General features: G+C 63.9%; 19 protein-coding genes. 10 read left to right on the plus strand and 9 right to left on the minus strand.

Annotation, left to right across the window (positions count from 1 at the left end; all coding sequences use genetic code 11):
* The first annotated feature begins 172 nt into the window (after nt 1–172).
* The 3 genes from rho to EST26_RS03555 all read left to right on the plus strand — a co-directional run bounded on the left by rho (nt 173) and on the right by EST26_RS03555 (nt 3,686).
* Nucleotides 173–1,435 carry a transcription termination factor Rho gene (rho, locus tag EST26_RS03545; RefSeq protein WP_291065509.1) on the plus strand — a complete coding sequence of 421 codons (1,263 nt, stop codon included), beginning with the start codon at nt 173–175 and terminating at the stop codon, nt 1,433–1,435.
* Nucleotides 1,436–1,565: 130 nt separating this feature from the next.
* A complete protein-coding gene (locus EST26_RS03550) occupies nt 1,566–1,826 on the plus strand; it encodes a type B 50S ribosomal protein L31 (RefSeq protein ID WP_291065511.1) in 261 nt (86 codons plus the stop codon).
* A 135-nt stretch (nt 1,827–1,961) separates the two neighbouring features.
* A complete protein-coding gene (locus EST26_RS03555) occupies nt 1,962–3,686 on the plus strand; it encodes a hypothetical protein (RefSeq protein ID WP_291065513.1) in 1,725 nt (574 codons plus the stop codon).
* Between the two features lie 9 nt (nt 3,687–3,695).
* Here EST26_RS03555 and phoR read toward each other — a convergent pair whose 3' ends face one another.
* From phoR to phoU, 3 genes are read right to left on the minus strand one after another with little or no spacing between them, the layout of a single operon-like run.
* Nucleotides 3,696–5,015: a phosphate regulon sensor histidine kinase PhoR gene (gene phoR / locus EST26_RS03560; protein WP_291065515.1), complete on the minus strand. Its 1,320-nt coding sequence runs from the start codon at nt 5,013–5,015 to the stop codon at nt 3,696–3,698.
* A gap of 7 nt (nt 5,016–5,022) precedes the next feature.
* Nucleotides 5,023–5,754: a phosphate regulon transcriptional regulator PhoB gene (gene phoB, locus EST26_RS03565; RefSeq protein ID WP_291065517.1), complete on the minus strand. Its 732-nt coding sequence runs from the start codon at nt 5,752–5,754 to the stop codon at nt 5,023–5,025.
* Entirely contained in the window at nt 5,751–6,452 is a 702-nt protein-coding gene (phoU, locus tag EST26_RS03570; RefSeq protein ID WP_291065518.1) for a phosphate signaling complex protein PhoU, read from the minus strand. The genes phoB and phoU overlap by 4 nt, the downstream gene beginning before the upstream one ends.
* Before the next feature lie 319 nt (nt 6,453–6,771).
* On the opposite strand from phoU, the gene EST26_RS03575 reads away from it, so the two are divergent.
* Nucleotides 6,772–8,256, plus strand: coding sequence for a Ppx/GppA phosphatase family protein (locus EST26_RS03575; RefSeq protein ID WP_291065519.1), 1,485 nt, complete (start codon nt 6,772–6,774; stop codon nt 8,254–8,256).
* Nucleotides 8,214–8,780, plus strand: a complete 567-nt coding sequence (locus EST26_RS03580; protein WP_291065520.1) for a hypothetical protein — start codon at nt 8,214–8,216, stop codon at nt 8,778–8,780. Before EST26_RS03575 ends, EST26_RS03580 begins: the two co-directional genes overlap by 43 nt.
* Nucleotides 8,781–8,842: 62 nt before the next feature.
* On the opposite strand, the gene EST26_RS03585 is transcribed toward EST26_RS03580, so the two are convergent.
* The 5 genes from EST26_RS03585 to EST26_RS03605 form a co-directional block, all read right to left on the minus strand.
* Nucleotides 8,843–9,319, minus strand: a complete 477-nt coding sequence (locus EST26_RS03585) for a histidine phosphatase family protein (protein WP_291065521.1) — start codon at nt 9,317–9,319, stop codon at nt 8,843–8,845.
* 16 nt (nt 9,320–9,335) lie between these two features.
* On the minus strand, nt 9,336–11,414 hold the full coding sequence (ppk1, locus tag EST26_RS03590; protein ID WP_291065522.1) for a polyphosphate kinase 1: 2,079 nt from the start codon (nt 11,412–11,414) through the stop codon (nt 9,336–9,338).
* A 66-nt stretch (nt 11,415–11,480) separates the two neighbouring features.
* The gene (locus EST26_RS03595) at nt 11,481–12,575 is read right to left on the minus strand and encodes a glycosyltransferase family 1 protein (protein WP_291065523.1); all 1,095 of its coding nucleotides are present in this window, start codon (nt 12,573–12,575) and stop codon (nt 11,481–11,483) included.
* A 26-nt stretch (nt 12,576–12,601) separates the two neighbouring features.
* Nucleotides 12,602–13,528, minus strand: a complete 927-nt coding sequence (locus EST26_RS03600; protein ID WP_291065524.1) for a UDP-2,3-diacylglucosamine diphosphatase — start codon at nt 13,526–13,528, stop codon at nt 12,602–12,604.
* Nucleotides 13,528–14,391, minus strand: coding sequence for a GNAT family N-acyltransferase (locus EST26_RS03605; protein ID WP_291065525.1), 864 nt, complete (start codon nt 14,389–14,391; stop codon nt 13,528–13,530). Before EST26_RS03605 ends, EST26_RS03600 begins: the two co-directional genes overlap by 1 nt.
* Nucleotides 14,392–14,582: 191 nt before the next feature.
* Between EST26_RS03605 and EST26_RS03610 the strand changes: the two genes are divergently transcribed.
* Genes EST26_RS03610 through EST26_RS03630 form a run of 5 tightly spaced genes read left to right on the plus strand, consistent with a single transcriptional unit; the run spans nt 14,583 to nt 18,064 of the window.
* A complete protein-coding gene (locus tag EST26_RS03610) occupies nt 14,583–14,975 on the plus strand; it encodes a helix-turn-helix transcriptional regulator (RefSeq protein ID WP_291065526.1) in 393 nt (130 codons plus the stop codon).
* Nucleotides 14,954–15,463 carry an arsenate reductase ArsC gene (locus tag EST26_RS03615; protein WP_291065527.1) on the plus strand — a complete coding sequence of 170 codons (510 nt, stop codon included), beginning with the start codon at nt 14,954–14,956 and terminating at the stop codon, nt 15,461–15,463. The genes EST26_RS03610 and EST26_RS03615 overlap by 22 nt, the downstream gene beginning before the upstream one ends.
* A complete protein-coding gene (locus EST26_RS03620) occupies nt 15,460–16,206 on the plus strand; it encodes an MIP/aquaporin family protein (protein ID WP_291065528.1) in 747 nt (248 codons plus the stop codon). Before EST26_RS03615 ends, EST26_RS03620 begins: the two co-directional genes overlap by 4 nt.
* A gap of 6 nt (nt 16,207–16,212) precedes the next feature.
* Nucleotides 16,213–16,854, plus strand: a complete 642-nt coding sequence (locus tag EST26_RS03625; protein WP_291065529.1) for a DOMON-like domain-containing protein — start codon at nt 16,213–16,215, stop codon at nt 16,852–16,854.
* Between the two features lie 7 nt (nt 16,855–16,861).
* Nucleotides 16,862–18,064, plus strand: coding sequence for a DUF1343 domain-containing protein (locus EST26_RS03630; protein WP_291065530.1), 1,203 nt, complete (start codon nt 16,862–16,864; stop codon nt 18,062–18,064).
* Nucleotides 18,065–18,076: 12 nt separating this feature from the next.
* On the opposite strand, the gene glmM is transcribed toward EST26_RS03630, so the two are convergent.
* Nucleotides 18,077–19,414, minus strand: a complete 1,338-nt coding sequence (glmM, locus tag EST26_RS03635; RefSeq protein ID WP_291065531.1) for a phosphoglucosamine mutase — start codon at nt 19,412–19,414, stop codon at nt 18,077–18,079.
* Nucleotides 19,415–19,434: the final 20 nt, after the last annotated feature.

The raw sequence follows: 19,434 nt of genomic DNA on the forward strand, positions 1-19,434 counted from the left end.
CTTGCAGCAGAGCGGTTTGCCGGCCGCATTTTTCCTGTCATAATTCGCACCGTTACCGGTCAATCCGCGACCGGCCATCGCATCGCGCCCTGTCCGGCAACCGGAAATCAGCGCCCCCACCCCCTCGATTTTTTACCCGACTCCAGCACCGGAGTTGTTTGGAGCGAATTCCATGCACCTGAACGAACTCAAGGCGCTGCACGTGTCTGAAGTCCTCAAGCAAGCCGAGGCGCTTGAGATTGAAAACACCGGCCGCATGCGCAAGCAGGAGTTGATGTTTGCCATCATCAAAAAGCGCGCCAAGGGCGGCGAATTGGTCAATGCAGACGGGGTGCTCGAAGTTCTGCCCGATGGTTTTGGCTTCCTGCGCGCGCCCGACACCAGTTACACCGCCAGCACCGACGACATCTACATCTCGCCCAGTCAGATCCGCCGTTTCAACTTGCACACCGGCGACATGATAGAAGGCGAGGTGCGCATTCCAAAAGACGGCGAACGCTACTTCGCGCTTAACAAGCTCGACAAGATCAACGGCTTGCCGCCAGAGGACAACAAGCACAAAATCATGTTCGAGAACCTGACGCCGCTGTTCCCGAAGGAGCAGATGCGGCTGGAACGCGACATCAAGAGCGAAGAAAACATCACCGGTCGCATCATCGACATCATTGCCCCGGTAGGTCGCGGCCAACGCGCGCTGATCGTTGCGCCGCCCAAAAGCGGCAAGACGGTCATGATGCAACACATCTGCCACGCCATCACCGCCAACCACCCAGATGTCGAACTGATGGTGCTGCTGGTCGACGAGCGCCCGGAAGAAGTGACCGAAATGCAGCGCACGGTGCGCGGCGAGGTGATCGCCTCCACCTTTGACGAACCGGCCGCGCGCCACGTGCACGTGGCCGAGATGGTGATAGAGCGCGCCAAGCGGCTGGTCGAGCTGAAAAAAGACGTGGTCATCATGCTCGACTCGATCACCCGGCTGGCGCGCGCCTACAACAACGTGCTGCCGTCCTCGGGCAAGGTGCTGACCGGCGGCGTCGACGCGAACGCCCTGCAGCGCCCCAAGCGCTTTTTCGGTGCGGCGCGCAAGGTCGAAGAAGGCGGCTCGCTGACCATCATCGCCACCGCGCTGATCGATACCGGCAGCCGCATGGACGAGGTGATTTTTGAAGAGTTCAAGGGCACCGGCAACTGCGAAATCCACCTCGATCGCCGCCTCTATGAAAAGCGCGTCTTCCCCTCGATACAACTCAACCGCAGCGGCACGCGCCGCGAAGAACTGCTGCTGCAGCCGGAGATTTTGCAAAAGACTCGCATCCTGCGCCAGTTCATGTACAACATGGACGAGATCGAGGCGATGGAGATGGTCTTGAAGAGCATGAAGTCGACCAAGAACAACTCCGAGTTCTTCGACATGATGCGTCGCGGCGGCTGACCCGGCTGACCCGCGCTACGGTCTTGCACCCTGATAGAATCAGAGGCTTTGCAACTTGTGGCAAGTACATTGGCCAAGCCAACAAATCCGCTGGCCTGCGGCTACCACGCTTGAAACAGAAAGATTCGCCATGAAAAACGGCATTCACCCCAAATACCGTGAAGTCTGCTTCGTTGATTTGTCCAACGGCTTCAAATTCGTCACGCGCTCCTGCGCCAACACGAAAGAGATGATCAAAATGGAAGACGGTCGCGAACTGCCGCTCTACAAGCTCGACACCTCGAGCGAATCGCATCCGTTTTACACCGGAACACAAAAGAGCGTGGACAACATGGGCGGGCGCGTCGAACGTTTTCGCAACCGCTACAGCAAGACGAGCAGCACCAAGTAAGACGGCCGCAGCCACTGCATTCTGGTGGGCCTCTGAAAAAACAGCCGCTGATTCCGGCTGTTTTTTTTTACCGTCGGCTGCTGGCAGCGCAGCTAAAAGTACAGTTTTGCGGTTTCGCCCTGTACATTTCCCGCAGTGAATCCTCCCACCCCCGCCACCCCAGCGATTGTCAGCCAAGCGGCCGTGCGCCGCCTGCCCCGGCTGGCACTGATCCTGTTTTGCGCCGCTTATGTGCTGCCCGGATTTCTGGGGCGCGAGCCGTGGAAAGACGCCGACGTCACCGCGTTTGGCGTCATGCTGGAAATGGCGGCGGGGCGCAGCAGTTGGTGGCAGCCTCAATTGCTTGGCCTGGCGGTCGATGAATCCGGCCCCCTGCCCTACTGGCTGGGCGCCGTGGCGATCGAGTTGCTGCCTTTTTTCTCGTCTCACCTGGCAGCCCGCATCCCGTTTGCGCTGTTGCTGGCGCTGACCCTGGCGTGTACCTGGTACGCCGTCTACCACTTGGCGCGCCAACCGGCGGCACAGCCGGTGAGTTTCGCGTTTGGCGGCGAGGCCAGACCAGCCGATTACGCGCGTGCGCTGGCCGACGCCGGCCTGCTGGCCCTGCTGGCCTGCCTAGGCTTGGCGCAACTCGCGCACGAAACCACGCCCGATCTGGTTCGTCTGTCGCTGGTGGCGCTGATGTTGTACGCGGCGGCCCGCCTGGCGCATCAGACTGAGCGCCAGCCGGTGCATGCGCTGGCAGCCTGGGGACTGGCCGCGCTCGGTCTGACCTTGAGCGGCGGCATCTGGCTCAGCGCGGTTCTGGGCAGCGGCCTGCTGGGAGCGATCTGGCTGGCACGCCGGCGGCCGCGCCATCAGGCCATCGAAGTCAACCCGACACCGCCTGATCTCTTGTACTGGTCAGCCGGGGTGCTGTTGTTGGTCGTCGCCAGCGCCATCGGGGCCGGCCTGGCAGCGCTGCCGCAACCGAGAATCGACTTTTCGCCCGAGCACTGGCTGCGCTGGGCCCGGCTGCTGCTGTGGTTTTCCTGGCCGGCCTGGCCGCTGGTGCTCTGGACCCTGTGGCGCTGGCGCCGCCAGTTGCTAGAGCCCCATCTGGCCCTGCCCTTGTGGGTTGCACTGGTCGGCGTGGCGCTCAGCGCCCTCTCAAACGAGCGCGACCGCGCCCTGCTGCTGGCGCTGCCGGCACTGGCAGCGCTGGCGGCATTTGCCCTGCCGACACTGCGGCGCAGCATGGCGGCGCTGATTGACTGGTTCACGCTTGTTTTTTTCACCGCCTGTGCCTTCATCATCTGGGTCATCTGGCTGGCCATACAAACCGGCGTTCCGGCCCGACCGGCTGCCAATGTGGCCCGGCTGGCACCGAATTTCGTGCACGAGTTCTCTTGGCTGCTGTTTGTTCCGGCCGCACTGGCCAGCGCCGCCTGGCTGGGGCTGGTGGCCTGGCGGATGTGGCGCCACCGCGATCAGATTTGGAAAAGTCTGGTGTTGCCGGCGGCCGGCAGCACGCTGTGCTGGCTGCTGCTGATGACGCTGTGGCTGCCGCTGCTCGATTTCGGCCTGAGTTATGGGCCAGCGGTGCGCCGCATTGCCGCGCTGGTGCCGCCGCAGAGCTGTGTGTTGGTCAAAGGTCTGTCTCCAGCGCAGATCGCGGCGCTGCAATACCACGGCGGCCTGGACTTGCGGCGCAGCAAGGGCAGCGCAGCAACGCCGTGCCTGACGCTGGTGCTTGCGCCAGCGCAGCGAGATATGCTGGTGCAGCGCAGCGACTACCGGCAATGGACTTATGTGAGCACGGTCGGCCGACGCAACGACGACCGGGAGCGCTTGCTGGTCTACCGGCGCGCAAGCGATTGAGCAGCGGCTTTAGGCCAGCGGGTGCGGCCGCACCCGCGTCGGCGGCAGCGAGATGACAAAGGTCGACCCCTGACCGAGCACGCTTTGCACATCGATCAGGCCGCCGTGGCGCTGCGCGACGTGTTTGACAATCGCCAGCCCCAGGCCGGTGCCGCCGGTTTCACGCGAGCGGCTGCGATCGACCCGATAAAAACGCTCGGTCAAACGAGGCAAGTGCTCGGACGAAATACCGGGCCCGGTATCTGTGACAAAAAACTCAGCCCATCCATCCGGGCGCAAGCGCCAGCCAGCCACAATCTGGCCGCCACCGGGCGTGTAGCGCACGGCGTTGCTCAGCAGGTTGGACAGGGCACTGAGCAACTCGGTCTTGGCGCCTGCGATCCAGATGGCGGGCGCTGCAACGGCTCGAATATCGTGTACCGGCTGGGCAAGCACCTGTGACAAGCCCTGCGCTTCTTGCAGCACCTGCGCCAGCAATTCCTCGCTGTCTGTCCATTGACCCAGCCCTGGCGGCGGACTGCCCTCCAAGCGGGAGAACGTGAGCAAGTCACTGACCAGGGTTTGCATGCGCTGCGCCTGCTGACTCATCAGCGCGAGGTAGCGCACACGGTCGGCTTCTTCGAGCTCTATGGTCTGCAGGGTTTCAACGAAACCGCTCAGCACGGTCAGCGGGGTGCGAATTTCGTGCGATACATTGGCGACGAAATCGCGCCGCATGGCCTCAGCCCATTGCAAAGCCGTGACGTCGCGCGTGAGCATGAGCTTGCGCTTTTTTCCGTAGGGGTGAATTTGCAAGGAAATCTGGGACGGCTGCGAAGGCCGCGGCCCTGGGCCGTCGATCTGGATTTCGCGGCCGAAATCGGCATGGGCCAGATAGCTCGCGAAAACAGGCGCGCGAACCAGATGGCGCACGGACTGACCGAGATCGCGCTGGGGATCAAAACCGAGGTGGGCGGCGGCGGTCAGATTCGACCACTCGATGCGCCCGGCGGCGTCGAGCAAGACCACGCCGTTGGGTGAAGACTGGATCGCCGCCAGAAATTCCTCCAGCCGAGCGTCGCTGTTTTGCGCCTTTTTTTCCAGTTTCTTGATGATCTTGCGGTTGCGCTCGGTCAGCTCACGCCAGACCCCGGACATTTCGGGTGCCCGGCTGGCCTCGGCTTTGTTGAGCCAGTCGAGCAAGCGGCGCGCGCGCAGGTGGTCGAGCAAGCTCCAGATCAGGCTGCCCAGCAGGGCACCGAAGACGGCCCAGAGGGTCGAGTCGGCGTACCAGCCCCACAGCGCACCCAAGGACACCAGCAGCAACAGTTCGCTGGCACGGCGAATCATCCCAAGATCAGGCGGTGCTGAGCGAGGAGCCTGGTGCTGGACGGGAGTTGCCGTTGCTGCCGGTCAAGCGGTAGCCAGCGCCGCGCACGGTCTCTATCATGCAGGCGGCTTCTCCGAGCGACTCGCGCAGGCGTTTGACATGCACGTCTACCGTGCGTTCTTCGATAAAAACGTGATCGCCCCAGACCTTGTCGAGCAGCGTGCCGCGCGTATGCACCCGCTCGGCGTGCTTCATCAGGTAGTGCAAGAGTTTGAACTCGGTCGGGCCAACCTTGAGTTCGGTGCCGCAAAAGGTGATGCGATAAGTGGCCGCGTCCAGCACCAACTCACCCACCTGCACCGTATCGTTGACGATCTCGGGCGCGCGCCTGCGCAGCACGGCGCGAATGCGTGCCAGCAATTCCTGGGTGGAGAACGGTTTGGTGATGTAGTCGTCGGCGCCGGCGTCCAGGCCCTGCACCTTGTCGGACTCGTCGCTGCGTGCGGTGAGCATGAGGATGGGCACGGTCTTGGTGCGCTCATTCTTGCGCCACTGGCGCGCCAGTGCCGCGCCGCTCTCGCCGGGCAGCATCCAGTCGAGCAAAATCACGTCGGGTAAAACCGCGTCCACCTCGCGCTGGGCGGCTGCGCCGTCAAATACCACCGTGGGCGCAAAGCCGTTGTGCCGCAGGTTGACGGCAATCAGTTCGGCGATCGAGGGCTCGTCTTCGACCACCAGCACGCGCGGCAACTTTCTCATCGAGTCACCGCGTCTACTTGATCGGCTGGCTTGTGCCGAATGTCCTCACCCTTGACGACGAAAACAATCTGTTCGGCGATGTTTTTGGCATGGTCCCCGACCCGCTCGATCGCCTTGGCCAGAAACAGCAAATCCATGCCGGCCGAGATGGTGCGCGGGTCGGCCATCATGTAGGTGATCAGCTTGCGCAGGAAACCGTCGTACTCGACGTCGATCCGGTCATCCTCCTTGAGGATGCTGACGGCCATGGCGACGTCGAGCCGGGCAAAAGCGTCCAGCGACTTGCGCAGCAGCCCGGCGGCCAAATCTGCCGCCACCCGCAACTCGGAATTGGGCAGCCCGCGGGCAGAACCACTTTGCAGAATCGATTTCACCATGCGGGCAATGCGCGCGACCTCGTCACCGGCGCGTTCGAGGTTCTGGGTCGTGCGCGCGATCGCCATCAGGAAACGCAAATCGCGCGCGATCGGCTGGCGCCGGCTGATGGTGGAGATGATCTCGCGGTCAATGTACACCTCCATCTGATTGACTCTGGGCTCGAGTTCGAGCACCTGGTCGGCCGCATCCCTATCCATGTGCACCAGCGCGTGCAGCGCCTGCTGCAACTGGGATTCGACCAGACCGCCCATCTCGAGCACGTGGGTCGAGATGGCGTTGAGCTCGGCGTCGAACTGACTGGAAATGTGTTTGTCACTCATGTCAGGCAAAGCTTTCTGTGATTTTCGTTGTCGAATTTCGACGGGAGGGGCAAGAACCGGATCGGCCGCATAGCATGCAAACCGTTTGCCCGCGTCACAACGACGCTCCACGAAGTGACCGAATCTACGGTTTGCATGTGTCAATGTTATGACAACTTTTCTTGCTGTCATAAATCCGGTGTCAGCGCTGCGGCTGCGGCCTCGTTCACGGCGGGTTGACGCCGTGCGTCCTCAGACACCGCCACCGGATGCGGCACAATCCGTGCACTGTCCCCAGAAGGACGCTCCCTCAGTCCCCGTCGGTCTGAGCAGATTGCACATGGATAACGGAACCCTACTGGCCGCCATCGACATGGGGTCCAACAGTTTTCGGCTCGAGATCGGCCGCTACCATTCGGGCCACATCGAACGGGTCGAATACATCAAAGAGCCGGTGCGCCAGGGCAATGGGCTCGATGCCGAGAAAAATCTCAGCCAAGCGGCGATGGAGCGCGGCTGGGAATGCCTGGCCCGCTTTGCCGAGCGGCTGCACGGCTTCAAAAAGCACCAGGTGCGTGTCGTCGCCACCCAAACCCTGCGAGAAGCCAGAAACCGGCAGGATTTTCTGCGCAACGCCCAATCGATCCTGGGCTTTTCCATCGAGGTGGTGTCTGGTCACGAAGAAGCCCGTTTGATTTATCAGGGCGTCTCGCGCTTGCTGCCGCAATCCCACGAGCGGCGGCTGGTGGTCGATATCGGCGGCCGCTCGACCGAGATGATTCTGGGTCAGGACTTCACGGCGCACAAGATGGAGTCGTATCGACTCGGTAGCGTGGCCTGGTCGGGCCGCTATTTTCCTGCTGGCGTCATCGCTCACAACGCCTTCCAGACCGCCGAGATCGCCGCGCAGGCGGTGCTGGACGAAGCGCTGGAGATTTTCAGCCCCGCTTCCTGGGACTTGGCTTACGGCTCCTCGGGAACGGTCAGTGCCGTGGCCGACTTGCTCGCAGCGGCTGGCTGGGCGCCGGGTGAAGTCAGCCGCTGCGGTCTGGACTGGCTGGTCGATCGCTTGACCAAGGCTGGTCACGTTGATCAAGTCCGGCTCGATGGCCTGCGCGACGACAGGCGCCCGGTGCTGTGTGGCGGCGTGAGCGTGCTGCGGGCTATTTTTGATTTGTTCGGCATCGATAAAATGCTGCCCGCAGAAGGCGCCCTGCGCCAGGGCGCCCTGTTCGACCTGATCGATCGCGAGACCGACGGCGCCGACGTGCGCGAACGCACCGTACGCTGGCTGGGCGAGCGTTTTTTGGTCGATCAGGCGCAGGCGCAGCGCGTCAGCAACGTGAGTCGGGCGCTGTTTTCCCAGGTCGCGCAGGTCGATGCGCAAAACGATCCCTACTCGCGCAAGCTGGCCTGGGCCGCGCAATTGCATGAAATCGGCACCCACATCTCGCACGACGCCGCCTACCACCACGGTGCCTACATTCTGGATCACGTCGACGCACCCGGGTTTTCATGCTCGGAGCTGCACCGCATGAGCCAATTGGTGCTGGGCCAGCGCGGCAAGCTGCGCAAGCTCGGCAGCTTGCTCGCAGAGGAATTGTTCGTCAAACAACTGATGTGTCTGCGCCTAGCGGTGCTGCTGTGCCATGCGCGGCGCATGCCCGAGCACGAGTCGGTCAGCCTGCGCTACCAGACGGGCTGTTTCAGCCTGAGTACCCGTGCGGGTTGGGCCAAACGCTTCCCGCAGTCGGCCTGGCTGCTGAGCGAAGAAGTGCTGGCATGGCAGAAATCGGATTGGACGTTCAGCGCCGAAATTCGTTGAGCAGCCCGTTGACAATCCTGAAGAACGATATAAACTGTTTATCCCATTTGTTATTAAACCTCAGCGGGAGCACCCACATGACCATTTCCGACAACAAGCCCGGCCCGAAGAAATCCAAACTGGTGCGCGACAGCTTCACCATCCCCAAAGAAGAGTTTGCCGCCATCGACAGCCTGAAAACGCGCGCCGTCGCGCTCGGCACCTCGGTCAAAAAAAGCGAGCTGCTTCGTGCCGGCTTGCTGCTGCTGCAAGGCCTTGATGAGGGCGCCTTCAAAGCTGCCCTGGCTGGCGTGCCGACACTGAAAACGGGGCGCCCGAGCAAAACAGGCGAAGCAAAAACAGCCGCCCGCAAACCCGTGGTGAAAGCAGCGCTGAAGCCAGCCGTCCAAGCAAAAACCGATCAGACCAGCCCAGCCCCGGCTGCCGCGCCGCCAGCAGCGGCCTCGCCTGCTGCAAAGCCGGCAGCGGCGCGCAAAGCGGCCAACCGACGGGAACCGGCGACGCCAGGTGACAAAACGGTGTGACGCTGTCTGCCACGCCGCTCACCCAGGCCCGGTGGCGGTGCACTCTCGAGTCTATGCACCCGTCATAGCATTTCCGGCGTCTGAACCGTCACCAGCACGGTCTGGCCGTCATCGTTGCGGTCGCGCAGCCACCAGATGGCCCCTTTTTTGACCGCACAATCCTCTTCGCTCAAGCTGAGCAGGCGCGCAATCACCCGGCCCAGCGTAGGCTGGTGACCGACCACCACCGCCGGCAACTTGCCGTGCGGCCACTGAACCAGCTCGAGCAGGGCCAGCGGGTCACCTTCAGGCGCCAGTTCTTCGCACAGTTTGTACTTGCGCCCGAGCGCGCGCACGGTCTGTTCGGTACGCTGCGCCGGGCTGGCATAGATGCGGGCGGCTTGCGGTAGCTTCAGATCAAGCCAGGCCGCCATGCGCGCCGCCTGCTTCTCACCGCGCGGCGTCAGGCGGCGCGCCAGATCTTGGGCGTCGCCCTGCCGGCCCAACAAGGTATCGGGGTGGTCCTGCGCCTGCGCATGACGCCAGAGAATCAAATCCATGCCACTGCCCTCCTGATCAAGCTTTGCTGCCGTAGCGCGCCATCAGCGTGGCCTGCGCCGAATGCAGCGCGACCCGGCCCCGACCACTGGTTGCAGCCGCCGCCGGCAGATACCCCCCACCAGGTTGCTGCAGCCAAGCGTCTTTGTTGTCCTGCAGGTAGAGTGTGAGGCACTCGTCTACGATGCGCTGGCGCAGTGCCGGGTCGGTCACCGGCCATGCCAGCTCCACCCGGCGCAGCATGTTGCGGTTCATCCAGTCAGCACTCGACAACCACAGTTCCTCCTGCCCGTCGACCGAGAAATAAAACACCCGGGAATGTTCGAGCAGGCGCCCGATGATGGAACGCACGCGCAGATTGTCGCTCACGCCGGGCACCTGAGCTGGCAAGATACAGGCCCCGCGCACAATCAGGTCGACTTTCACCCCTTGCTGTGAGGCCCCCACCAGCGCCCGCGCCAGCGGTTCGTCGGTCAGGGCGTTCATTTTGAGGACGATGAGCGCCGGCTTGCCAGCCTTGGCAGCCAGCCCTGCGGCTTCGACCTTTTCCAGCATGGCGCGGTGCAGGTGAAACGGCGCCACCAGCACCTTGTTCATGCGTGCCAGGCGGTTCTGGCTGGCCAGATGCAAAAAAACCTGCTCCAGGTCGGCGGTCAGGGCATCATCTGCCGTCAGGTAACTCAGGTCGGTATAGAGCCTGGCGGTGCCGGGGTTGTAGTTGCCGGTGGACAAATGGGCGTAGCGCCGCAAAGAGCCCTCTTCGCGCCGCGTCACCAGCAGCATCTTGGCGTGTGTCTTCAAACCCACCACGCCATACACCACCTGGGCGCCAACTGACTCCAGGCGCTCGGCGTAATTGATATTGGCTTCTTCGTCAAAGCGCGCCTTGAGCTCGACCACCGCCGTGACTTCCTTGCCGCGGCGCACCGCTTCCCGCAGCAAGTCCATCAGCTCAGACTTGGCGCCGGTGCGGTAAATCGTTTGTTTGATCGCCAACACCCGGGGGTCTTGCACGGCTTCGCGCAAGAACGATAGCACCGCGTCGAAGCTCTCATAGGGCTGGTGGATCAAGACGTCGCCGTGTTGCAGCCGGTCGAAGTAGGACTGACCCGGCGCAAGCTGCGCCGGCCAGCCGGGGCTGTAGCGTTCAAAGCGCAGCGCAGGCGCGTCGATTTGTTCGATCAATTGATTCAACCGCACCAGATTGACCGGACCCGGCACGCGGTACAAGGCCTGCTCGGGCAAGGCAAACTGCTCCAGCAGAAAGTGCGACAAGTGCTCGGAGCAGCCGGCCGCGACTTCCAGCCGCACGGCCTCTCCGTAGTGCCGCTGCTGCAAACCGATGCGCAACGCCGTGCGCAGATTTTTCACCTCTTCCTCGTCCACCGCCAGGTCCGAATGGCGGGTGACGCGAAACTGCGAAAACTCGGTCACCAAGCGCCCCGGGAACAAGTCGGCCAGATGCGAACGCATCAGGCTGGCGATGGAGACAAAGTGCGTCTGACGCGAGCCGTTGACCGGCGGCATGCGCAAGAAACGCGGCAGCACGCGCGGGATCTTGACAATGGCGATTTCGTTTTCGCGCCCAAAAGCATCTTTTCCGACCAGCCGCACGATGAAGTTGAGCGATTTGTTGGCCACCTGCGGAAACGGATGCGCCGGATCCAGCCCCACCGGCAGCAGCAAGGGCTGCACCTCGCGCACATAGTAGTCCTTGACCCAGCGGCGCTGGCGCAGATTGCGCTCGCCGTGCTCGACCAGCTTGATACCTTTTTTCTCCAGCAGCGGCAGCAATTCGTCGTTGTAAATGGCGTATTGCTGCGCCACCAGCACCTGCACCTGGGCCGAGACCCGGTCGTACGTCTGCACCGAGTAAAGACCGCTTTGCTCGTTGGACTTGCGTGCGCTCAGGTGCAGCGCCATGCGCACTTCGAAAAACTCGTCCAGGTTGCTGGAGACGATGCTCAGATAGCGCAGCCGCTCGAGCAGCGGGACGCCGGGCTTTCGAGCCCAGCTCAGCACCCGCTCATTGAAAGCCAAGATGCTTTGGTCTCGATCCAGAAAATGCAGGCGGCCGTTGTGTGCGGTGGAACTCATGAATTTTGTCGATTGCGCCCCACCCCACTCGCTTTCGACCCAGAACGGGCCGGGCCACTTCAGCGCTCATTCAACGAAGGGGGGATGCTTGTGCGCTATTTTCACACGCGGCGACTCCAGCAGTGCCGACGGCGAGGGTGCATCATGGACCGGATGTTGGCGCGGCACCAAAAATGAGACGAACAGCTCGGCCACCGCGCGCCAGTCGAACATCAAAGCGCGCTGGCGCGCCTGGCGTCGGTTGATTTTAAGCGCTTGCGACCAAGCCTGGCGCAGATCGACGTCGAGCGCCCCGCCGGAACCGACCACCTGCAGCGGACCGTCGACCGGATAGGCTGCCACCGGCAGCCCGCAAGCCATTGCCTCCAGCATCACCAGCCCAAAGGTATCGGTTCGACTGGGAAAAACAAACACATCGGCTGCGGCGTAGACCTGCGCCAGCTCCACAGGCTTGAGCAAACCCAGCCAGTGCACGTTGGGGTATTTGCTGCGCAGCGCGGCTTCCAGCGGACCGACGCCGCACACCACCTTGCTGCCCGGCACGTCCAGCGCCAAAAAGGCTTCAATGTTCTTTTCTGCCGACACGCGCCCCACAAACAAACTGACCGGCCGCGCCAGTGGCCCCAGCAGCCGGCAGCTGCTGGCCTGCTCTGCCAGCGCAAACAACTGCGTATCGACTCCGTGCGTCCAGGCCCTCAAATGGGGAAAACCGCGCTGATGCAACATCTGGAGCACCCCTGCGGTGGGCACCAGAATGGCGCTGCTGGGGCGGTGAAAGTGGCGCAGCAGCGCGTAACCCCAAGAGGTGGGCACACCGAGCATCGCCGTCGCGTATTCCGGGTACTTGGTGTGAAAAGCGGTGCTGAACGGCAGCTTGCGGCGCAGGCAATAACGCCGCGCCGCCCAGCCCAGCGGGCCTTCGGTGGCGATGTGGATCGCGTCGGCCTGCGCCTGATCCATCAGGCGCACGAGTTCGGAGCCGGGAAACAGGGCCAGGTCGATGCCCGCGTAGCCCGGGCAGGGCCGGGTGCGAAACTGGCCAGGCTGGATCACGTCCACCGCGTACCCCAGCGCCTGCGTCTGGCGCACCAACTCCAGCAGCGTAGTGACCACGCCGTTGACCTGGGGCTGCCAGGCGTCTGTGACGATAAGGATTTTCATGCTGGACTCGACTGCTGGCTTATTTCTCAAACGAGGTCACGTTGCGACTCCAGGCGTGTCAGCTCTGCCGCACGCTGTTCTTCTGTGGGCAGCAACTTCCAATGCAGCAATTCGAGTCGACCGTCGAAGTGCTCGACCAGCGCCGATCGGCTCTCGACCCAGTCGCCGTCGTTGCAGTACAGCGTGCCGTCGATGCTGCGCATCTCGGGGTGGTGAATATGGCCGCACACCACGCCCTGATAACCCCTGGACCTGGCCTCGGCGGCGACGGCGCGCTCGAAGTCGGACACGATGCTGACCACCTTCTTGACCCGGTGCTTGAGGTAGTGCGAGAGCGACCAGTACGGCAGACCCAGCCGCGCGCGCAGGGAATTGAGGTGGCGGTTGAGCCGCAAGGTGAGGCCGTAGAGGTTGTCGCCCAGGTAGGCCAACCACTTGGCGCACTGGATCACGCCGTCGAAATAGTCACCGTGCACCACCCACAGCCGACGGCCGTCGGCCGTGGTGTGGACAATTTCATTCGCCACCTCGATGCTGCCGAAGTTATGGCCGTCGAACTGGCGCGCGAACTCATCGTGGTTGCCCGGCACGAACACCACGCGACAGCCTTTGCGTGCGCGGCGCAACAGCTTTTGCACCACATCGTTGTGCGCCTGCGGCCAGTACCACTTGCGACGCAACTGCCAACCGTCGATGATGTCACCCACCAGATAAAGCATCTGGCTGGGGTGTTGCTTGAGGAATTCGAGCAAGGGCTTGGCCTGACAAGCCGGCGTACCCAGATGCAGGTCGGAGATGAAAACAGCTCGATAACGGGGGCGCTCATGCGGGTCGGCTCCAGCGTCGCTGCCCTCATCCGCGTCCCACTCGGGCGTGTCATGGGTGCGTTCGATGCCTTCTGCAAAACCGGACTTGGCTGCCCAGCCACCCAGGGCATCAAATGCGCTGCCCATCAGACCCCCAAAAAGTGTTTGCGGTAGCGCGGCGGCAAATCGGCAATGCGCATCAGCATCGGCAGATCGGCCGCGTTGAAATCCGGGTCCCAGGCCGGCGGCCCCAGCACCTTGGCACCCAGACGCAAATAGCCCTTGATGAGGGCCGGTGGCTCGACGACCAGTGAATCGTCGAGCTGCTCGACCGGCAGCGGCAGGCGTGGACGGACGTGAAAATCGATCGGTGCCAGATGCTTTTCTTTCACCTGGCGCCAGATGCTGGCGGCGGCATGACCGCCGCCGATCAAACCGTGCGCACCTTCGTGCTGCATGGGGATGCTGGCGCAGCCGATCATGGTGTCGAGCTGGTTGCGCACCATGAACTCGGCCAGCGCCCCCCACAGGGCCATGATGACACCGCCGTGCCGGTGCTCGACGTGCACGCAACTGCGGCCCAGCTCGACCATGCGGCTGCGCACATGGCGCAAGCGGGTGAGATCGAATTCGGTATCGCTGTAGGTGCTGCCAACGCGCCTGGCCTGCGCTGGGGTCAGCACGCGGTAGGTGCCGATCACCTCGGCGCTGTCCACCTGGCGCACCAGCAGATGTTCACAAAAATCGTCAAACAAATCGACGTCGTGTCCGGGCACGGTCTGCGGCAGCCGAGCCCCCATCTCAGAGGCGAAAACGCTGTATCTCAATCTTTGCGCGGCGCGAACTTCGTCCAGATGCCGGGCCCACGAAACCTCGATACCGGCCGGCGTGGGTTTGGACGCCTGCGCGCCCACCAGCGGCCAAGCAGCGCCATCGGAGCCCGGATGAAGCGACCCCCGTGGCCGCGCAAGCGGCGAAATATCCAGCGTGGGCGTAGGCAACTCTTTCATGGCAGGCATCTCCCGGGTTGTGTGGCCGCGTGGCGGCGCGTGTTGTTCAGCGTGGCAGGCAAGCGTCATGCATACCTATTCTGCAAAGCGCACGTGAATAATTTGCGACATTCCAAAGAACATTGGATGACATTGCGGCGTTCTGAATAGACAACGAAAAATCATTTGCACGCTTCAACTACAATCGAAATATGATTTCCCCGCTGTCCGAAGAAAACCAGACCCTGCATGCGTTGTCCGCCTTGGCGCAGGTGCAGCGGCTGCGTGCGTTTCGAGCCCTGGTGGTCGCCGGTGCGGCCGGTTTGAGCGCCGGCGCGCTGGCACAGCAACTTGAACTGGCGCCCAGTTCGCTGAGCTTTCACCTCAAGGAACTGGTGCATGCCGGACTGATTTACAGCCACCCGAAAGGCCGCTTTCTGATTTACCGCGCGAACTTCGAACGCATGAATGCCGTGCTGGCCTACCTGAGCGAGCATTGCTGCCAAGGCCAGGTCTGCGATCTCGTGCCCAGCACCTGTGCTGCGCCTCTCAGTACTTCACCCCTGCAAAGCCAAGCTGCCCTATGCAAACCACCACACCTTTGAACGTTCTGTTTCTCTGCACCCACAACTCGGCGCGCAGCATCATGGCCGAGGCGGTGCTCAATCACCTGGGCGGCACACTTTTGACCGCCTACTCGGCCGGCAGCAGCCCGCGCGCGCATCAACAGCCGAACCCGTTTGCCCTGCAAGCGCTGCAAGCGGCCGGCATCGCCAGCGCCGGGCTGCACAGCAAAAGCTGGGACGTTTTCGCACGACCTGACGCGCCGCGCATGGATTTGGTCATCACGGTATGCGACAGCGCTGCCGCAGAGGCTTGCCCCTACTGGCCGGGCCAGCCTGCGAGTGCGCACTGGGGCTACCCCGATCCCTCCCACACACAAGGCAGTGACGCTGACAAACTGGCCGCCTTCCAACAAACGCTGCTGGCACTGCAGCAACGAATCGAACGGCTGCTCAGCCTGGCTCCCGCCCGCATGGACCGCCTGGCGCTGCAGCAACAGGCGCGGGCGCTGGCGCAAGAGCAGCCATGAGCGGCGCCAGCGTGGCCCCGGCGGACGACAACTCACTGGGACAAAAACTGCTGGCCGAAGGGCTGGGCACCTGCGCGCTGCTGTGCGTGGTGATTGGCTCGGGCATCATGGCCGAGCGTCTGGCCGACGGCAACGTGGCGCTGGCCCTGCTGGCCAACACACTGGCCACCGTGTTCGCGCTCTATGTGTTGATCGAAACCCTGGGGCCGATCAGCGGCGCGCACTTCAACCCGGTGGTCACGCTGGCGCTGGCTGTCAGTGGGCGACTCGGCCCACAGCGCGTGGCGCTGACCGCGTTGGGCTACATCGCCTGCCAGCTCGCTGGCGCCGTGCTCGGTGCCTGGCTGGCGCACGCCATGTTCGGGCTCGACCTGTTGCAGACCAGCACCAAGCTGCGCAGCGGACCCGGGCTGTGGCTGGCCGAGGTGGTGGCCACGGCGGCGCTGATCTGGGTCATCTGCCGCAGCTTCGATGGCCGGGTGCAGGCCCGGGTCAGCACGCTGGTGGCCTGCACCATAGGCGCGGCTTACTGGTTCACTGCCAGCACCAGTTTTGCCAACCCGGCCGCCGTTCTGGGGCGGCTGCTCAGCGACAGCTTTGCCGGCATTGCGCCAAGCAGCGCGCCAGCCTTTGTGCTGGCCCAGTGCGTTGGCGGCGCGCTCGGCCTGCTGCTGGCGCTGCAACTGCAAGCCCGCAAAACAGCAGCGCCGCGCGCAGTGCCCAGCGCCAGCCTGCCAAAATAGCGGGCCGTGATCTTTGCCGCCAACACCCACCCGCCCGCCGCGCAGCAGCACCTGAGCTGCCACCCAGCCACGCCGTGCGCGCTGGCACTGGCGATCACGGTGCAATGTGGCTGGGCAGACTGGCTGGGTACGCGCGGCTTGTTGCTGCACTACCGGCTGCTGGGTGAGGTGAGCGGCCTGCGTCTGCCCGCTGCCGCCACGCCCGGCCCGGCCGACGATTTGTGGCGCCGCTGTTGCCTGGAAGCTTTTGTCGCCTGCCCCGGCCAGACGGCTTACCACGAGTTCAATTTTTCCCCCTCGGGCCAGTGGGCGGCTTATCCTTTTGACGCTGTGCGCGTGCGCGCCGTCGCCCAAGCTGCCCGCCCGCCGCAACCGGCACCTGAGCTGCGCTGGCAACGCAGCGCCGACGAACTGAAGCTGCTGGCCTGGCTGCCCGGCGCCGCGCTGCCCGAGTCAGCGCCCGCTTGCGGTCTGCAGCTCGGCCTGAGCGCGGTGATTGAGACCCGCTGCGGCCAGCTCAGCTATTGGGCGCTGCGCCACCCAGGCGAGCGGCCCGATTTTCATCACCGCGGCGGTTTCGTGCTGCACGTCCCCCACAACACGAACGGAGCGCCCGCTTGCCGCAAGCCAAGCCCTGCTGCATCCTGAATTCCCCATGAAACTCGGTCTCGAACGTTTTTTACAAGAACCCACGCTGCGCGCACCGCTGGCCGGACGCCGCCTGGCCCTGTTGGCGCACCCGGCGTCGGTGACACGCGATCTGAGCCATTCGCTGGACGCGCTGGCGGCGCTGCCCGACCTGAAGCTGTGCGCCGCCTTCGGCCCGCAGCACGGGCTGCGCGGCGACAAGCAAGACAATATGATCGAGTCGCCCGACTACGTCGACCCCCGACTCGGCATCCCGGTCTACAGCCTGTACGGCAGCGTGCGCCGCCCCACGCCAGAGATGCTGGAGCGCTTCGATGTGCTGCTGGTTGACCTGCAAGACCTGGGTTGCCGCATCTACACCTTTATCACCACGCTGCGCTACGTGCTCGAGGCAGCGGCGGCGCAGGGCAAGGCGGTCTGGGTGCTGGATCGGCCCAACCCGGTCGGCCGCCCGGTCGAAGGCCTGCTGCTGCGCCCCGGCTGGGAGAGCTTCGTCGGCGCTGGAGTGCTGCCTATGCGCCACGGTCTGACGCTGGGCGAACTGGGTCACTGGTTCATCGCCACGCTGGGGCTGGAGCTGGAATACCGCGTCATTGCCATGCAGGGCTGGCAGCCCGACGCCGCACCCGGCCACGGCTGGCCGAGCGAGCGCAGTTGGGTCAACCCCAGCCCGAACGCCGCCCACCTGTCAATGGCGCGCGCCTACGCCGGCACCGTCATGCTCGAAGGCAGCACGCTGTCGGAAGGGCGTGGCACGACCCGTCCGCTGGAACTGATGGGCGCGCCCGACATCGACGCCCGGTGCCTGCTGCAGGACATGCAGCGACTGGCGCCGCACTGGCTGCGCGGCTGTGTGCTGCGCGAGTGCTTCTTCGAGCCGACTTTCCACAAACACGCCGGGCAGCTCTGTGCCGGACTGCAAATCCACGTCCAAGACCCGCTGCACTACGAACACGCCGCGTTTACGCCCTGGCGGCTGCAGGCACTGGCGTTCAAGGCGCTGCGCCTGCAAGCACCAGACTACGCGCTGTGGCGCGACTTTGCCTACGAATACGAGCACGACCGGCTGGCGATAGACCTGATCAACGGCAGCCCCTTGCTGCGCCAATGGGTCGACGACGCCGGTGCCGGCGCATCCGAACTGGACGCGCTGGCCCAACCCGACGAGGCCGCCTGGCAGCACGCGCGCGAGCCTTTTTTGCTCTATTGAGTGCGTCTCGGCTCAGGCCTGCGCCTGCACCGCTTGCAGCAGGCGCTCGGCGCAGTTTTTGGCCTGCTGCGCATCGCGCGCCTCGACCATCACGCGCAGCAGGGGCTCGGTGCCGCTGGGGCGGATCAATACGCGCCCGGCATCGCCCAGCTCGGCCTGCACGGCCCGGATTTCCTCAGTCAGCAAGGCGTTGCTTTTCCAATCCTGCCCTGCTTGCAAGCGCACATTGAGCAGCACCTGCGGAAACAGCGTCACGGCAGCGAGCAGTTGCGCCATCGTCTGGCCGCTGTCTACGCAGGCGTGCAAAACCTGCAAGGCGCTGACCAGGCCATCACCGGTGGTGTGGCGGTCCAGCACCAACAAGTGGCCGGAGCCCTCGCCGCCCAAGGTCCAGCCGCAGCGCTCCAGCGCCTCCAGCACGTAGCGGTCGCCCACCTGGGCACGCACGAACTTGACGCCCTTTTTTCGCAGCGCCAGTTCCACCGCCATATTGGTCATGAGCGTACCGACCACGCCGGGCACGTCAATGTCGCGCGCAATCCGATCGACGGCCAACAAATAAAGCAGTTCGTCGCCGTTGAACAAGCGCCCGCTGGCGTCGACCATCTGCAAGCGGTCGGCGTCGCCGTCAAGCGCAATGCCGTAGTCAGCCCGCTGCGCCAAGACGGTGGCCACCAGCGCCTGCGGGTGGGTGGCACCCACGCCCTGATTGATGTTGAGGCCATCGGGCGCGCAACCAATCTTGATCACCTCGGCGCCCAGCTCGTGGAACACGTCGGGCGCAATGTGGTAGGCCGCGCCGTGGGCGCCGTCGACCACGATTTTCAGACCTTTGAGGCTGAACAAATGCGAGCAGGTGCTTTTGCAGAACTCGATGTAGCGTCCGGCCGCGTCTTCGAGCCGACGCGTCTTGCCCAGGTTGATCGAATCGACCCAGACCGGCGCCTCCAGCAGCGCCTCCTCCACCGCCAGCTCCCACTCATCGGGCAGCTTGCTGCCCAGCGCGCTGAAGAACTTGATGCCGTTGTCGGCAAAAGGGTTGTGGCTGGCCGAGATCACCACGCCCAGGCTGGCGCGCTGCGCGCGCGTGAGGTAGGCCACCGCCGGCGTGGGCACCGGCCCGAGCAGCACCACGTCGACCCCGGCCGAGTTGAAGCCCGATTCGAGCGCGCTCTCGAGCATGTAACCAGAAATGCGCGTGTCCTTGCCGATCAGCACCGTGGGCCGGGCTTGCGTGCGCTTGAGCACGCGGCCGACCGCGTGCGCCAGGCGCAGCACAAAGTCGGGCGTGATAGGCGGCTGGCCAACGGTGCCTCGAATGCCGTCGGTGCCGAAGTATTGGCGTGTCATCAAAAATTCTCCCCCTTGTT

The sequence above is a fragment of the Hydrogenophaga sp. genome, assembly GCF_014773545.1.
GTDB lineage: Bacteria > Pseudomonadota > Gammaproteobacteria > Burkholderiales > Burkholderiaceae_C > Hydrogenophaga.

Excerpts from the sequence above, each read along its gene's own strand:
- rho (WP_291065509.1), top strand. The coding sequence starts at position 173 with ATGCACCTGAACGAACTCAAGGCGCTGCACGTGTCTGAAGTCCTCAAG.
- EST26_RS03550 (WP_291065511.1), top strand. The coding sequence starts at position 1,566 with ATGAAAAACGGCATTCACCCCAAATACCGTGAAGTCTGCTTCGTTGAT.
- phoR (WP_291065515.1), bottom strand. The coding sequence starts at position 5,015 with ATGATTCGCCGTGCCAGCGAACTGTTGCTGCTGGTGTCCTTGGGTGCG.
- phoB (WP_291065517.1), bottom strand. The coding sequence starts at position 5,754 with ATGAGAAAGTTGCCGCGCGTGCTGGTGGTCGAAGACGAGCCCTCGATC.
- phoU (WP_291065518.1), bottom strand. The coding sequence starts at position 6,452 with ATGAGTGACAAACACATTTCCAGTCAGTTCGACGCCGAGCTCAACGCC.
- EST26_RS03575 (WP_291065519.1), top strand. The coding sequence starts at position 6,772 with ATGGATAACGGAACCCTACTGGCCGCCATCGACATGGGGTCCAACAGT.
- EST26_RS03580 (WP_291065520.1), top strand. The coding sequence starts at position 8,214 with ATGGCAGAAATCGGATTGGACGTTCAGCGCCGAAATTCGTTGAGCAGC.
- EST26_RS03585 (WP_291065521.1), bottom strand. The coding sequence starts at position 9,319 with ATGGATTTGATTCTCTGGCGTCATGCGCAGGCGCAGGACCACCCCGAT.
- ppk1 (WP_291065522.1), bottom strand. The coding sequence starts at position 11,414 with ATGAGTTCCACCGCACACAACGGCCGCCTGCATTTTCTGGATCGAGAC.
- EST26_RS03595 (WP_291065523.1), bottom strand. The coding sequence starts at position 12,575 with ATGAAAATCCTTATCGTCACAGACGCCTGGCAGCCCCAGGTCAACGGC.
- EST26_RS03600 (WP_291065524.1), bottom strand. The coding sequence starts at position 13,528 with ATGGGCAGCGCATTTGATGCCCTGGGTGGCTGGGCAGCCAAGTCCGGT.
- EST26_RS03605 (WP_291065525.1), bottom strand. The coding sequence starts at position 14,391 with ATGAAAGAGTTGCCTACGCCCACGCTGGATATTTCGCCGCTTGCGCGG.
- EST26_RS03610 (WP_291065526.1), top strand. The coding sequence starts at position 14,583 with ATGATTTCCCCGCTGTCCGAAGAAAACCAGACCCTGCATGCGTTGTCC.
- EST26_RS03615 (WP_291065527.1), top strand. The coding sequence starts at position 14,954 with ATGCAAACCACCACACCTTTGAACGTTCTGTTTCTCTGCACCCACAAC.
- EST26_RS03620 (WP_291065528.1), top strand. The coding sequence starts at position 15,460 with ATGAGCGGCGCCAGCGTGGCCCCGGCGGACGACAACTCACTGGGACAA.
- EST26_RS03630 (WP_291065530.1), top strand. The coding sequence starts at position 16,862 with ATGAAACTCGGTCTCGAACGTTTTTTACAAGAACCCACGCTGCGCGCA.
- glmM (WP_291065531.1), bottom strand. The coding sequence starts at position 19,414 with ATGACACGCCAATACTTCGGCACCGACGGCATTCGAGGCACCGTTGGC.